The 14999-nt window shown below is 56.2% G+C and carries 8 protein-coding genes and 5 pseudogenes; 6 read left to right on the forward strand and 7 right to left on the reverse strand.

What is annotated here, in order from left to right; translation table 11 throughout:
• Nucleotides 1–46 precede the first annotated feature (46 nt).
• A pseudogene (locus BN903_RS18700) lies at nt 47–126 on the forward strand (IS6 family transposase); the annotation flags it as partial.
• 43 nt (nt 127–169) lie between these two features.
• Here BN903_RS18700 and BN903_RS05660 read toward each other — a convergent pair.
• Both BN903_RS05660 and rdfA read right to left on the reverse strand, forming a co-directional pair.
• Nucleotides 170–2098: an archaea-specific SMC-related protein gene (locus tag BN903_RS05660; RefSeq protein WP_048076812.1), complete on the reverse strand. Its 1929-nt coding sequence runs from the start codon at nt 2096–2098 to the stop codon at nt 170–172.
• A 182-nt stretch (nt 2099–2280) separates the two neighbouring features.
• Entirely contained in the window at nt 2281–2904 is a 624-nt protein-coding gene (gene rdfA, locus BN903_RS05665; RefSeq protein ID WP_048076813.1) for a rod-determining factor RdfA, read from the reverse strand.
• Between the two features lie 473 nt (nt 2905–3377).
• Here rdfA and BN903_RS05670 point away from each other — a divergent pair, with 473 nt between their 5' ends.
• Both BN903_RS05670 and BN903_RS05675 read left to right on the forward strand, forming a co-directional pair.
• Nucleotides 3378–4355 (forward strand): bile acid:sodium symporter family protein, encoded by a 978-nt coding sequence (locus tag BN903_RS05670; protein ID WP_048076814.1) that lies wholly within the window; start codon nt 3378–3380, stop codon nt 4353–4355.
• Nucleotides 4356–4378: 23 nt separating this feature from the next.
• Nucleotides 4379–5179 (forward strand): annotated as a pseudogene (locus BN903_RS05675) (transposase).
• Between the two features lie 32 nt (nt 5180–5211).
• Here BN903_RS05675 and BN903_RS16495 read toward each other — a convergent pair.
• Nucleotides 5212–5313 (reverse strand): annotated as a pseudogene (locus tag BN903_RS16495) (IS5/IS1182 family transposase); the annotation flags it as partial.
• Nucleotides 5314–5487: 174 nt separating this feature from the next.
• On the opposite strand from BN903_RS16495, the gene BN903_RS05680 reads away from it, so the two are divergent.
• On the forward strand, nt 5488–6882 hold the full coding sequence (locus tag BN903_RS05680) for a sodium-dependent transporter (RefSeq protein WP_048076815.1): 1395 nt from the start codon (nt 5488–5490) through the stop codon (nt 6880–6882).
• A 19-nt stretch (nt 6883–6901) separates the two neighbouring features.
• Here the strand turns inward: BN903_RS05680 and BN903_RS05685 are convergent.
• Nucleotides 6902–8175 (reverse strand): annotated as a pseudogene (locus tag BN903_RS05685) (IS4 family transposase).
• 412 nt (nt 8176–8587) lie between these two features.
• Between BN903_RS05685 and BN903_RS17245 the strand changes: the two are divergent.
• Nucleotides 8588–8857 carry a hypothetical protein gene (locus BN903_RS17245; protein WP_195155725.1) on the forward strand — a complete coding sequence of 90 codons (270 nt, stop codon included), beginning with the start codon at nt 8588–8590 and terminating at the stop codon, nt 8855–8857.
• Nucleotides 8858–9565: 708 nt separating this feature from the next.
• Here the strand turns inward: BN903_RS17245 and BN903_RS18705 are convergent.
• Nucleotides 9566–9832, reverse strand: a pseudogene (locus tag BN903_RS18705) (MBL fold metallo-hydrolase); the annotation flags it as partial.
• 266 nt (nt 9833–10098) lie between these two features.
• Nucleotides 10099–10500, reverse strand: coding sequence for a hypothetical protein (locus BN903_RS05695; RefSeq protein ID WP_048076818.1), 402 nt, complete (start codon nt 10498–10500; stop codon nt 10099–10101).
• A 426-nt stretch (nt 10501–10926) separates the two neighbouring features.
• On the opposite strand from BN903_RS05695, the gene BN903_RS05700 reads away from it, so the two are divergent.
• Nucleotides 10927–13464 carry a PAS domain S-box protein gene (locus BN903_RS05700; RefSeq protein WP_048076819.1) on the forward strand — a complete coding sequence of 846 codons (2538 nt, stop codon included), beginning with the start codon at nt 10927–10929 and terminating at the stop codon, nt 13462–13464.
• A 1134-nt stretch (nt 13465–14598) separates the two neighbouring features.
• Here BN903_RS05700 and BN903_RS05705 read toward each other — a convergent pair.
• The coding region (locus BN903_RS05705; RefSeq protein WP_048076938.1) for an ABC transporter ATP-binding protein at nt 14599–14999 on the reverse strand (401 nt) is incomplete at its 5' end.

Below are 14999 nucleotides of genomic sequence, written 5' to 3' on the forward strand. Positions count from 1 at the left end.
AATTAAATCCTCAGGAGTTCACTCGACTAGGTGACCTCCGGGAGGTAAACGCAGAACTACTACTTCTCAAACTGTTTCAGCAACGCCGACGCAGAAACCGCAAACGAGTGGCTCAGATCCTTCTCTCCGCATATAATCTGTGTATCTGAACACTCCCTGACGATGGTAATCAGTCGATCTGTTCGACGTAGGCGTACTCATCGGGGAGGGCGGCAGCGTCCTCCGGGAGGAGGGCGGCGACGAGGAAGTCGGCGTGCGTCCGGAAGTAGTCGACGACGCGAGCGATCCGATTGGAGTCGATCGCTTCGAGCGAGTCGAGCAGGATGAACGGGACTGTCTCGTGGACATCGTGGACGAGATACCCCGCGAGTGCGAACACGAGCCCCGTCACCTCCCGTTCGCTCTCAGAGAGGTGATCGACCGTGTCTTCGTAGGCGGTCCCGTCGGGCGACGAGCGGACGATGTGGAGATCGAACCGAGTCCGCGTGACCTTGCGGCGGCCCTCCCGGACTTCGGTCTCCCGGCGCTCGATCCAGATCCGGTCGAGGTTCTCGTACTCCAAGATGTCGAGGACCGTCTCCATGTGCTCGTTGAACTCCTCAACCGCGTTCTCCTCGATGCGGTCGACGCGCGTCCGCAGCTCTGTCAGCCGGTCGGCGAGCTCCTCGCGTTCGGCCTTCAGGTCCTCGCGGCGCTCGATCGCGGCCTCTCGCTCGTCGATCTCCTCGTCGATCTCGTCGATCTCGTCTTCAAGACGCTCGATTCGGAGCTCGATCCCGTTCGCCTCGCGGTGAAGCTCTAACGCCTCGTCATAGCCGTCGGCGTCTATCGACTCGGCCTCCTCCTCCAGCTCCTCGATCTCCTCGCGTTTCGACTCGATCTGCTCCCCAAGGTCCGCGATCCGCGACTCGGTTGACTCGATCTCCGTCTCGACCGCGTCGAGCCGTTCCTCAGTGCGTTCGATCTCGCGGTGGGCTTGCTTGATCGATGACTGCCGGTCGGTGAGCTCCTGGATCTCCGCGCGGAGCTCGTTGCGCTCGTCGAGCTTGTCAGACCGGAGCTCACGGAGCCGATCGAGGGTCGCCTCGAGCTGGTCGATCTTGACTTCGGACCCGCACGTCCAACAGACCGTCTGGTCACCCGCGGTCAGTGCGTCGGTCGGGTCGTCACCCGGTGTGCCCTCGTCGATGTCGATCCCGGAGCCCTCCACCATGTCCTCGTTGAACCCGATGACGCTTCCGAGCTCGTTGACCTCGTCGTCGAGCGAGCGTTTCCGGCGGCGCAGCTCGTCGATGCGCCCGGCGAGTCGGTCCGCGTTCTCGTCGGGCTCCTCCGCCTCTTCGACGGTCTCCCGGAGCTCCTCGCGCTCCGCCTTCAGCTCCGAGAGCGTCGAGCGCTCCGTTTCGAGGTCGAACTCGAGGTCGTCGAGGTCGGAGCGAGCATCCCGGACCCGCTGGAACGCCTCTTCCATCTCCTCTTTGCGCGTCCGGCTCTCCTCGACGCCGGCCTCAAGCTCGTCGAGCTCCTCCCGGACTGACTCCAGTTCTTCTTGGGCTTCCTCCAGCTCCTCGAGTTTCTCGCGGCGGTCAGCTTCGAGGTCAGGGAGGTCGCGTTCGAGGCTGTCAAGTTTCTCGATCTCGGATTCCAGCTCGTCGCGTTCGCGCTTGCATTCGCGGATCTCCGCGTCGATCGCGTCCGTGTCGATCGGGCGCATGATGATCTCGCGGAGGTCGTCGCCGCGGGCCACCGCCCGGCGCGCCTCGTTGTTCTCCAGCAGGAACGCGAACAGGTCGGCCAGCTCCGGATCGTCGAGGTAGGGGTCGCCGCCAAACGCGACGGTGTCGCCGTGGCGCTGTAGCGTCCGCGTGTACGTCTCGTCGTCGATTTCGAGGGTCACGTCGCCTTCCTCGGCATCGCCCTTCAGCGAGCTCTGGCGGCTGCCGAGTCCGGCCATCAGCGCCTGCAGGAAGGAGGTCCGATTCGTCGCGTTTCGCCCGGTCAAAATCGAGACGCCGTCGGAGAGTGTCACCGACGCCTCGTCGATGCCACCGATGTTCCGGACATCGACACGGACCGCGGGTTTCGAGATCTGAGCCATCGATATGGTCGAAAAACGGCAGTCGCGGTGTTAAATCTGCGGTTCTGATGGAGTGAACACCTGCTACATCTCATCAGAGAAATCCCGTCAGCCACGGGAGAGTGGCGTGACTCGCTATAGACATCAGTTAGCGTGATCGATGTACTGGTCTTCTCACTCTACGGCTCGACCCGAGACCCGACTTACTCATCAGTGGCTTCGGATTTGTCTCCACAGCCGCAGCCACCTTGACGAATTAGTTCTCCTACCGGCAAATCTGCGCCACAGTAGGGGCAGACAGCACGCACGTCGACAAGTACATCGTACCCATCGTCATCCAGTTCGTCTGCGTTTGCCAGCGAGGAGATAGCGGTCTCAGCGACGGCTGACACGCGACCCTCCAGTTTCTCGATAGTCTCGATCTTCCGCTCTGCCATGTCGTCGCTCGGCCCGGGGAAGTTTGCCTCACGCTCCTCAGTGAGGTACGTGTGGATAGCTTGGTGGGTAACGAAATCTCCGGTCAGCTCATCGACGTCGATTTCCTCACGCTCAAGGTGGCGGCGTACTCGCATCTTTGACGATCTAGATTCGCTCTGGAGAGCGTCATACGTGCTTGAAACGTTCACACTAACCGATGAGACGTTCGCCTCGCGAAGAGCCGCTTCTAGCACCGCCTCATTGAATTCGTCGGCGAGGTTCCGCAGACTCGTTCGCTCGCCCGACTTACCTGTCCACGCCGTCTCCAAGTTTGCGCCCATGCCGTCGAGATCATACTTCCGAATCACTCGGGCAACCTTCGTGTTCGTGTCACTCGTTTTAGCGGTCATATCAAGAGTTCGACCTCGGAGGTAACAAAAACACCGGTTTGGTGGCTGTTGCACACCAAATACAACATCAAGATTTACTGAATACACTCATAGGAAGCGGATTGTTGGTCGCAGTAGTGAACCACGCTCCGGGGTAGTAGAATCCGTGATTCGCCTACCGATACGCCCCAATCCGCCTCCAAGTTGGCCCCTCACTATCCCATTTCTACATGGCTCTTGGTAGGCTCAACCAGTAGAAGCTACTGTAGACGACTATCACAAGTGCGAAGGTCCGAAGCGTGTCTGGCTCAACTAGATCGAAGCGAACAACGAGGTCGGAACCGCCCGATCCAGCTATCCAGTCGTGTGCCCGCACCAGTCGTACGTTCACGCCGGTTGCTCTCTATTCTAATCTGGTTGCGCAAAAACAAGAGACGTGCCACAATACTGCCAGTAAGCGAAGGTTTGTTCATACGGACTGACCCTGTGTGCGCATGGGCGTTAGTAGTGGGATTTCGCGGGCGGCACAGGTTGCAACTAAGTACTTTGTTGTCTGGGTGATCGCGGCGGCTGGCCTCGCACTTACCTACCCGAATACGTTTGTCCCAGTACTAGACTACGTCAACCCCCTGCTCGGCATCATTATGCTCGGGATGGGACTGACTCTTCAGCCAGAGGACTTCCAGCGACTCGTTAAGCGTCCCATTGATGTCGGTATCGGTGCGGTCACGCAGTGGCTCGTGATGCCGCTGGCAGCGTACGGACTCTACCTTCTTTTCGACCTGCCGGACGCAATCGGCGTTGGGCTTATTCTCGTTGGCGCAGCGCCCGGTGGCACCGCGTCGAACGTGATGACCTATCTCGGTCGCGGCGATGTTGCACTCTCCGTTGCTATCACGACAGTGACGACGCTCGCGGCACCCATTGTGATGCCCGCGTGGACGCTGTTCATCCTTGGAGAGGCTATTGATGTGACGTTCATAGAGATGTTCACCAGCATCGTCCAGATCGTTATCATCCCGGTCGTGCTTGGATTCGGGATTCGGTACGTTCTTGACCGCTACTCACCGACGGCTGCGGAGATCGGTGTCGATATCTTCCCCGTGATCAGCGTTGTCGCTATCGTTGCTATCGTCGCGGGCGTGGTGGGCGCGAACATCGACAACATTCTCACCGCAGGTGCGCTTGTGCTGGCCGCAGTTGTCCTTCATAATGGCATCGGCCTTGGCGCGGGCTACGGCGTTGGTACCGCTTTCGGTATGTCCAAAGACCGTGTGCGGACAACCACGTTTGAGGTCGGTTTACAGAACAGTGGGCTCGCGGTCGCGCTCGCAGCGTCACTGTTTGACCCAGCGGCTGCGCTCATCCCTGCTCTGTTCAGTGTCTGGCACAACGTCACTGGCCCTGCGCTAGCGAGCTACTTTACATGGAGCGACGACCGGCTCACCAGCGGATCCGTAACGGCGGACTGACTACTGCTGACTGAGCTGTTAATATAGGGTGTTCTCTACGTGTAGCTAAACAAGCGTTAGGAAATCGAGCGGGCAAGCCCGACTCGGGTAGGCTTGCCCGCGAGGCTCACATCGTCGCGCACTGTATCCGGAAGGAAGAGGGCCACAGCTACGCCGAACTCGTAGATCGGCTCAGCCTCATGCCGGAAGTGTGTGACCGACTTGGGATCAGCTCGGATGCTCCGCCCGATCCAACCACGTTCTACCACTCGTTCGACCGATACGAGATGTACATCTGGCGGGCGTTGCTGCGCGTTTCAGCGCAGCAAAACCCGCAGTCTGGCCACGTTTCGCTCGACAGCACGTTCTTCGAGCGATTCCACGCTTCACAGTACTATTACCAGCGGAGGGGACAAACGGTGAAGACGGTGAAAGCAACGACATTAACCGATACGGAGTCGCTGGCGGTGTTGGACGTTCACTGCTGTATCGGGCGTGAGCACGACACAAAGGCTGGCCCGCGGGTCGTCCGCCGGAACGCGGACGACCTGCGGGCCGTTGCTGCCGACAATGGTTTTCAGGACTGGTACTCCGAATACGAGATCGCCGCATTAGACGTTGAGTACCTCGTTTACTACCGTGGATCAACTCCGAAAGCAGTCGCCAACAACGCGCTCATCCAAGCAAAAGGCTACTCATAGCGATGGATGTCAGGAACCTCCTACTCAACGATCAAGCGAACGCAGGACTCCCCCCTGCGTTCGCAGTTCTGGTACCGATAGTTCCGTGAGATCATCCTCTCGTTCGCGCTCAACAACCTCAAGAAACTCGTCAAAACACTATGATCCCGCTCACGTACCGCATTTTCAATAGAGCAGAACTCAAGGTATTCAAACAGCGGTACTGTTTCGGTAGCCGCCGCATTCAAGAAGTCGTCTACCGAAGCCACATTTTGCAGGGTTGCGCTGGTGTTGGACACACTTTCCGCACCCTGCCGCTTCGTACGTGATGCCTTCTATGACACGCTCCTCGAAGCAAAATCCCCAAAGACACACCGCCTCTCTACATATCGTGACGGTTCTCGCCGGCTAACCCGGAATGAAACAGCCCTGAATCAACACGGACTTCCTACTTCAGCGGCCAGTGCTGTACACTGATGGATCGTGATTCGTGGGTTTCGAACGTGGGATTCGTACTTGCGGCCATTGGCAGTGCGGCCGGCTTAGGGAACATCTGGCGGTTCCCGTGGTTGACTGCTGACAACGGCGGCAGCGCCTTCCTCGTGATGTACTTGCTGCTCGTGGTTGGGATTGGCGTCCCCGGGTTACTCGCTGAACTCGTGCTCGGGCGACGCGGCCGCCAAACACCAGTCGGTGCGCTCCGCTCGCTCATCGGCTCTCGATGGGGCACACCACTGGGCGCATTCAACGTCGTTACAACCGTCGTGATGCTGTCGTTTTACTCAGTGGTCGGCGGCTGGGTCCTCAGGTATACACTACTGTCACCGTCGGGTGCGTACTTCGCGCAGCCACAGCAGTACTTCCGCCACGCCAGCCATGGTCTCCCGGCCGTAGGGTTTCACTTGCTGTTTCTCGCGATCATCGGCATAATCGTCTATTTCGGCGTGAGCCGCGGTATCGAACGCGTCTCGAAAATTATGCTTCCCGCGGTCGTCGTGTTGCTCGGTGGCCTCGCCGTATGGACAGCCACCCAACCCAACACCGCCGCTGGCTACGCGTTCTACCTCGACTTCGATGGCGACTACCTTGCGGCACACTTCTTCGACATCCTCGGCCCTGCAGCCGGACAGGCGTTGTTCACGCTCTCGTTAGGCGCCGGCGCGATGCTCACGTACGCCTCGTACCTCGACGACGACGTCTCCCTCCCGCGTGACACGCTCGCGATCGCGATTTCGAATACGATGATCGGGGTGCTCGCCGGGCTCGTCGTGCTCCCGTTGTTGATCTCCCAGGGGATCGGCCCGGGTCGAGGCGGCCCCGGCGCGCTGTTCGTCGCGCTCGCAGCCGCGTTCAGCTCCCTGCCTGGCGGCACCCTCGTTGCAACTGTCTTTTTCCTCACCGTCCTGCTGGCGGCTATAACGAGCGGTATCAATCTGCTCGAAACCCCCGTTGCGACACTCGTCGACAACTACGGTATGTCACGGCGGCTGTCAACGCTGCTCGTAACACTATTGATTGCAGTGACTGGCAGCGGGCTGGCGCTAGCCGGACCGGCATTCCGGTTCGTCTCCGGACCAGTCGTCGATGTGATGCTGACGGTGGGCCTGTTCGCGTTCCTCGCGATCGTCGGCTGGGTACTCCGCGACGACGCAGTTACAGAATTTCGAACTGGCGCCGGCCGCCTCCGTGGGTTAGCTACGCCATGGGTGCTGGCCGTTGGCTGGGTGCTACCCGTCGTCGTCATGTTCTCCCTAACAACCACGCTGACCTCGATTGCGAGCCTCTCGGTACCGACCAGCACACGAGTTATCATCGCCATGGTCACAACGCTTGCATGCCGGGCCGCCGTCACCCGAACGACACACTAGATTGACCATCTGTCTTTAGTTAAGCCTCACACCTCGGTTGTGTAGCGGCAGCGAGTGTCTCTTGTAAGATCGGTCGTTGCTTGTGGATCTTTTGAGCGTCTTCGATCAACCGTTCGAGCAGCAGCGGTGGTGAGTAGCCGAGGTACTCACCGAGTTCGTGGAGAATGAGCTGGGCGTGCGACCGGAAGGTCGCCGCCCAGCGCTCTGTCGGAAAGACAACCTCATCATCCGCCTGCTCAGTGACGAGACCCAACAGATCACGGCTTACAAGCAGCGAAAGCAACGCTGCGTACAGTAAGATCTTCACCACGTGTTCGTCACTCGTGTCGAACTCATCAAGTTCATACTGCGTCTTCAGCTCGCGGAACAGCAACTCAACTCCCCACCGACAGCGGTAGATCTCCGCCAAATCTGCCGGAAAGAACTCCTCTCTCGCCAAATTCGTCATGTACAGGTGGTAGTCGTCGGCGTCCTCGTCGCGGACGCCGACGACGCGAAATTGCTTCGTATCCAGCGATCGTGTCCCGTTGTACGGCCCTCGTTTGAACTCTACTTCCACCTCTACATCGATATACTTCCGGTCGAGGTCGTCGAGAACAGCTCGAAGCTTCTTGCCCTCTAAGGGAATGGCGCGGCCGCGCCATTCCCGTAATTCTGCCGTAATCACCGGATTCGCGTTCTGCTTCAGCCGACTCACGAAGTAACCGTCGTTCTCGTCGATCAGCGCAAACCGGCGGTACTTGAAATAGGCGAGATCGAACAACACGAGGCGGTTCTCAAGCCACGGCCCTGTTTTGAACAGGGTGCTGTCATGCGTTTTCTCGTTAGCAGTATCGAGTCGTTCAATCGTCTGCTCTGTGGCATTGTGGAGCAGGTGGAGCTTCGCTCCAGCCTGCTCCTCGTGGCGAGCTTCGAACTGATCTGAGAGAAATTCGTGTAACCGCAACACCGTTCCATCAGCGATAATCACGTCTCTAAACCGGTCGATATCAGCGTCAACAGCGTTAGGAACAGCGACCTCGTCGAGACCGCGCTCGACGAGGTCGCGGAGGTACTCCGCAAGCGTCGGAGTCAACCGCTGATAGAATCCGCCCGGAGAGATCGTCTCATCGGCAGTTGAGTTGTAACAGCGTCTGAACCCGGTGAGTGTTCGGCTTTCGCCTGCGGCGAAGCCGAACACGAATGCCCAGACGAAGGCTGGGATCTGAAGCTTACGGTCACGTTCAACCACGCCGAGTTCCTCGGCGTGCTCTTCGAGGAACTCAGAGGGAAACAGTGTATGAGCCGACGCATAATTCGAGATGGGGAGCCGTCGTCGTATACAGACTCGGCTTCCTCATTCCTTCCAAGAGATGCCTCGATAAGCCGCCGCTGTCACGCGGTTTCTCGCTTAACTAAAGACGGATGGGCGTTTTCGCTTCCGTTCAATCGACATTGCGGACCAATACCTTATGTAGAATCCCGACGAATATGGAACGGTGAATGTTACATAAGACAGTGGGCACCGCTGACCAGTGACTCTGGAGTCTCCCGTCATGATCGACATCGACCGTGGCCTGTCTATCCGTCTCGTCACGTCCCCAACTGTATGGCGGCACGTCTCATTCAGGGCTGAAATCAGCTTTCAAGAACCCTGTTCACCCTGTGAGTCTTTCGGAGACAGATTTATAATGATCGAATATGTAGATTTCAATAGGTGCTATGTATGACCACACCAAGCTATGCGGGGGCAGAGTCGCACCACCATCCAGATCGCGACATTGAGACGGGTGAAACTGCAGTCTGGCCACTCCTTGAGTGCCTCGGTGGGAGTGTGGGAGCCGGAATTATCTTTCTCCTCTCACTCCCGGTGTTAGCCGATGTCATGAGTCCGCTTGGAGCCCTATCTCCAACTGGTCTCCTCATCCTGTTTCTGTTCGCATGGCTGTTCTTGTGGCTGCTCATCGCTGTGACTCGCCAACGAGTGACCGACTGAGCGGTCACAGAACAGTGTATACACCACCCTCAGTCGAACACGTTGACAAAGTCCTGAAGAATATCTTCCAACGATCTCCCATCAGCACGAGAGGGAATCGGACCCTCCCAGCATTCGATCTCGAGTGATTGGGCAGTCGATAGCGGATGCGGATCCGTTGTCACATTGAAAATTGCCGTCTGATAGATAGCAAGGACTCGGTGATCATGGACACTGACGTGATCGATGCCAGCCCTATTCAGGACTGCTGAAATATCCGTAGGACCAGAAAGAGATACCGAGACAGTTGGGGAATCTGAGTCACCCATAGCTTCAATTCTCACATCAAACTGATAAACCATCCGTGCTTGAGAGCCTCAAGCTACTCGCGTTGATCACTAGACAAACACCTGCGTTCGCTCTGCCGTGTGCTTGCTGACGACCTCGCCGACACGCTCACCATCAAGGATCGCTTGCTATAACCCGGTCTTTGAGCCCTTGGAGGTGGCTTGAAGAATTCTATTCTTTAGTCTCCATTTCGTCTTGAACTACTTCTCGAATCTCCGCTTCGGAGAGTCCTGCCTCGTTACGAGCAGAGGCAACCTCTTCGTTGAGTTTGCTCAACAGGTCGTAGAGATGGTCGATCTGATCTTCAAGCTCGGTATAGCCGGTGCTGTCTATCTCCTCTGGTGAGATTGCCGCCATATCAACATTTGTCTCAGTCCCAACTGTAAGAAACACCGCATCAATAGACTGTGGTTGTAATCCCCGGAGATCGGGGAACTTGTCACCAGTACCCTGACTCAGCCCGCAGTCGACAAGATATCGACCGTGTTCAGTGTCGACCTGATAGCAACTTCGACCAACTTCCCGATCACCGCCACGCGGGGTAATAACTAGTGGCGTCTCTGGGCTAGGCTCTATGTCCGCATGTTCAAGCGGATCAAATGTCTCGTCAGTATCCTTAGGGAGCCATGGGTGAGCTGTATCCGGCATTAGCATAGATGCGACTCCCTGAGTAAAAATAGGGTCTGGTCGCTTTCTGAGATGGGTACTTGGCTTTGTACACCGTCAGTAATTACGAACATCTTGGGCAGATCGATCTTACCCAACAGATACATCAATTGAATCAATTGATGAACGGTGTCATAGAACAGTTTACGCACCAGAGAGTTGAGTAAACAGTACGGGTTACTGAGCCCATCTAACCCGCTCGTTACGCCATTTCGAGTGACCAGTACCAAGTGCGTCAGAACTGGTGGTTAGCCTGTCAGTTCAGTATAGAGGTACAGAGTAACGACGGCAACGACGAGTTCTGCCACTTTGGCGACGACGGCCATTGGATTGAGTTCGCCCTGCATATAGAAGGCATCAAGGCTGGCTCCTTGGAAGACAAATAAGGCAAGAATCGTGACCACTGCATACCCTGTAGCGACAAGATACAGTTCTCTCTGCCAGTAGCGACTCAGATAGAGTCCGATCCCGCCAAGAAACCCAAGCCCATTTAGAATAAACAGGGCCCCCAACAGTTGATTAAACCCGAGTACCCCACGACCGAGGACGAGGTGGATCCCCCCGGTGACGATCGCTGCAAGGATTGCAACGTATCCGAGTGGATGGGACGGCAACGTGATGAACGAGCCGTCGGAAGTCTGCGCTGTCATAATCTCTCTGTTCCCAGCAATCGTAATTAAAGTATGGATGACAGAAGTTGACCATACGGAGACAGTGCGAGAGCTATTCGATGGGACTCTCAACCATATTCCCAACTACTGGTATGAGAGATATTCCGCCAAATTAGGTAGGAGTCTGAGGGTGTCATAGAACTCTTGTCACGGTGTTTATTTTCCTGATATCAGGACCGAATCAGCCGTGTGAACTTACATGCGAATTGACCGCTGCGAGTCCTACCAGTTTCAGATGATGTTCAGAGCGCCGTGCAAGATGTAGGGTACGAGTCTTACACGGCGGTTTGATTGAACAGCAAGCAAAGAGTATCTATCAATACAAAGTCCTAGACAACACCACTCGCGTTTCCCCTAACGTAGATTCCTCAAAACGTATACGTCTAACCCCTTGAATGCGTACGTATGACTTCAGAGGAGTGGCGTTCTACGAATGTACTCGTAGTCACGGCAGACCGCGACTTTGCTGCGGCCTGCGAACGGTCCTTTCCCAACTATGGTGATTTTACCGTCCACACTGCCAGTACTGTCGGAGCGGCAATCGACGTTCTTGGTTCAGATACGCGCATCGAATGTATCGTCAGTGATCACAATATTCCGGACACAGATGGAATCGCCTTTCTTGAGGCGGTGCGCGCGCAAGCACCGATACTGCCGTTCATCCTGTTCACGACCGAAGGCAGCGAGACTGTCGCTAGCCGGGCAATTTCAGCAGACGTGACCGAGTATCTCATTAAAGACGCCCACACCGATCAGTGGGACCAGGTGGCGTCACTGATCGAGAACGCCGTCGCATACTATCGCAACCGTGAAAATATCGTCAATACGGACACTCGGGCCCGCGAACTTCTAGATGCGGCAGACGATATGATTGGCGTCGTCCGTGACGGTCAATTCACGTATCTCAACAAAACAGGGTTCGATTATTTGGGGATCGACAGTCAGGTGACCGCGCTCAGCGTCTCTATAGATGAAGTCCTCACGACGGACACTGGCATACCCATCACACAGCAAATTAACGCCGTACAAGCAGGCGACACGACGCTTGACCATAGCGAAGGCTACCTACACACAGAAAATGAGTCTGTTTATCGAGTCGAGATAACTGCGACTCACATCACGTGGGCGGACGTACCAGCCCTTATCCTTATCATCAGGGATATCGGTGAACGAAAAGACAGAAAGCGCGAACTCAGCCTCAAAACTCGGGCGATCAACGAGGCCCCTATCGGAATCACGATTGCCGATGCGTCGCAAGACGACAACCCACTCATCTATGCGAATGCTTCCTTCGAGCAGGCAACTGGCTACTCCGAAGAGGGGGTTCACGGGCGAAACTGTCGATTTCTTCAGGGTGATGGGACTGACCCAGAGCCTGTAGCAGCCATGCGTGAAGCGATTGACGCGGAAGAACCCGTGACTGTCGAACTCCGGAACTATCGCAAGGATGGGACCGAATTTTGGAATCGCGTGACAATCGCACCGATCCGGAACGATGCCGGAGACGTGACGCACTACGTCGGCTTCCAAGAAGACGTGTCCGACCGCGTCGAACACGAGCAGATGCTCCGCCGGTTTCGCCGGGCCGTCGAAGCAGCTGGCCATGTAATCTACATCACGGACCCGGATGGCACTATTACGTATGTCAATCCGGCGTTCGAACGCATTACCGGGTACGACAGCGAGGCTGCTATCGGGCAGACACCAGCGATTCTCAGTTCCGGGGAGATGTCTGAGGAGTACTATGCCGACCTGTGGGCCACAATTTCCGAGGGCGACGTGTGGCAGGAAGAAATTCAGGACCAACGACAGTCTGGTGAGATATACTATGCGCACCAGACGATTGCTCCGATTACCACCGACGACGGCGATGTGGAAGCATACGTGGCAATCCAGACCGATATTACGGAACAGAAGGAGCGCGAAGCGGACCTCCAGCAGTTCGAGCGTGCGGTTGAGGGGGCCAGCGAGTTGATCGCTGCCATTAACGACGATTACCGGTACCTGTTTGCAAACGAGGCGTATCGGGAGTTTCATCATATTTCAAGCGACACTGTGACGGAGAAGACACTCTCCGAGGGTATCGGCGAAGAAGCCTTCGAGACCAGCAAGCAGTACGTCAAACGTGCCTTCGCCGGACAGTCTGTACAGTATCGGACAACACGGGCGTTGCCTGGTCGCTCGGGGCGAAGGTTTTCGGTTCGGTATCATCCACTGGAAGACGAGGACGGCACTGTTTGGGCGGTTGTGGCAACGATGCGAGATATAACCGAGCAAATCGAGCGGGAGCGTCAGTTGGCGACTCTCGACCGGCTGTTACGTCATACGCTCCGTAACGAACTGAATGTTATCCAAGGACACGCAGAGATGATCAAACAGGATACGGCGGACGAATTTGACGACTTGGTGACGCCGATCATTGATGCGGCTGACCGGATAGTCGCACAGGCGGACAAAGAACGAGAGATCGTCGAGTTACTTGCTGAGACATCCTCGCCGGAGACGATTGACCTCACCGAGACACTCTCTGCGGTCGTAGCGGATATGGAGTCTACATATCCAGCGGCGGAGTTTCGGCTCGAACTGCCGGATGACGTGTCCGTGATAGCGATTCCGGAAGTGAAGCGCGCGATACGGGAGGTGGTCGAGAATGCGGTACGTCATACTGACCAGGAGCAGCCGCAGGTCGAGATAAGAGTCCGCCGCGAGGGGGAGACAGTACGAATATACATCGCGGACAATGGGCCGGGAATCCCACCTAAAGAACGAGCCGTGATCACAGAGAATGAAGATATCGATGCACTCACCCACAGTAGCGGGATGGGACTCTGGCTCGTGAAGCGAATCCTCTCGCGGGCAAATGGAACTGTCCGCATTGAGGAGAAAGACCCGCGTGGAGCTGTTGTCATCCTCACGATTCCTGCACAGAACGTGGAGGAGTAGCCAGACGTAAGTACCGGAGTGGAACGACTAGACTGCTACGTACTCTCCTTCTGTCACGACGGTACGAACAGTATTGTAAAGCGTGTCATAGAAAGCGGCTCATGCGTTTACAGAAAGCAAGAGGCCGAAGTCTGATGTTGCGGGCTCTCCGATAACGAAGGGATACACTGGTTTCGAAAAGCACGGTACGCGGTCGCTCTCTTGGTAATCCCACTCACTGGCATCGGCTTCGCAACGCAAATCGGTGAACACTCTCTACAGTACGTTGTATCGGTATATCTCATTTTAGTAGGAATGTTTGTACTGACCGCGGGTATCGCATACACAGACCATTCGGTAAACGAATGGCTCTCGTAGTCCGTGATTGATTCTATGACAGGCTAGTATTGTAACTAGCAGAGATTCCGCAGTACATTCGCACTCTTTAGTGAACGGCTGTTTCTGCGCATATTGTGTCTGAAAAAGAGGGTTTCAACAGGACTGACTGAATTCCAGTATTCGGCTTTGTTGAAAGCCTCAGAAGTTGATAGTTTTTTGCTCAGTACTACTCACGAATCGCTCAATACAGATGAGGGATGTGCCACGAGAGGTGAAGATTTATAGAGAATCGAGGAGAATACCTGCGGCTTTAGCCGCAGGCTGAATCCGACAACAAGGGAATCAAACATCCCGATAATAGCACAGCCCGAGTTTCTAATATACACCTTCAAGTGGCAAGAACCGCCATACGACGGCAAGGTCAGGTCGGAACGGAGCGGATTCCAAACGACCTTCGGAGGCGGCCTGCCCGCCCACATAACGAGGCAGTATCCGAAATGCCGGCATGGTGAACACGAATCCTCGAAGGGTTCGTCTCGTGCCTGTCGGTTGAGCAAGCCACGATACCTCCAAGTCTGCTGACGTGTCAGCGACTCCCTGCTGGCAAAAACAACAGAGGGAGTCAATGATGCCGAGGATAGGAGTAACAGCCGTTTGGCACGGCTGGACAGCCACCGACCACGACGACTGGGTTAAACTATTCCCCGTGAAGTGGCGGCATCCATGGTTGCGAACCTGAAACTCCCACCGCTCGGGATTCCTCCGCCTTCAGGAGGAGGATGTCAATCACCCAAACGTGTATCGTGCGCTTCACCCCTACTCGTTTCGGCTGCTCTCGCTTCGCCGTCCCTCCTCTGATTCCCCCATTTGGCCCGGATGGTTTTCCTCGATCGGATTCAGTGGGACCACCACAGGACCGTGTTCAGTCTCGATAACCTCTGAGTTAATATCGAAAACCTCCGTAAGGAGGTTATCGGTGACAACTGCCTCAGGCGGGCCGCTGGCGTGGATCGAGCCCTCTTTGAGTGCAACAATGTTATCGGCATAGCGTGCCGCCTGCGAGATATCGTGGAGTACGAGCACGACCGTTGTGTCACTCCCGTCGCGAAGTGCCTCTACGACGCGCATCACTTCCAGTTGATGGCGGGGGTCAAGGAACGTCGTCGGCTCGTCCAATAGGAGGACGTCGGTATCCTGAGCAAGTGCCATCGCGATCC

The sequence above is a fragment of the Halorubrum sp. AJ67 genome (genome assembly GCF_000513435.1).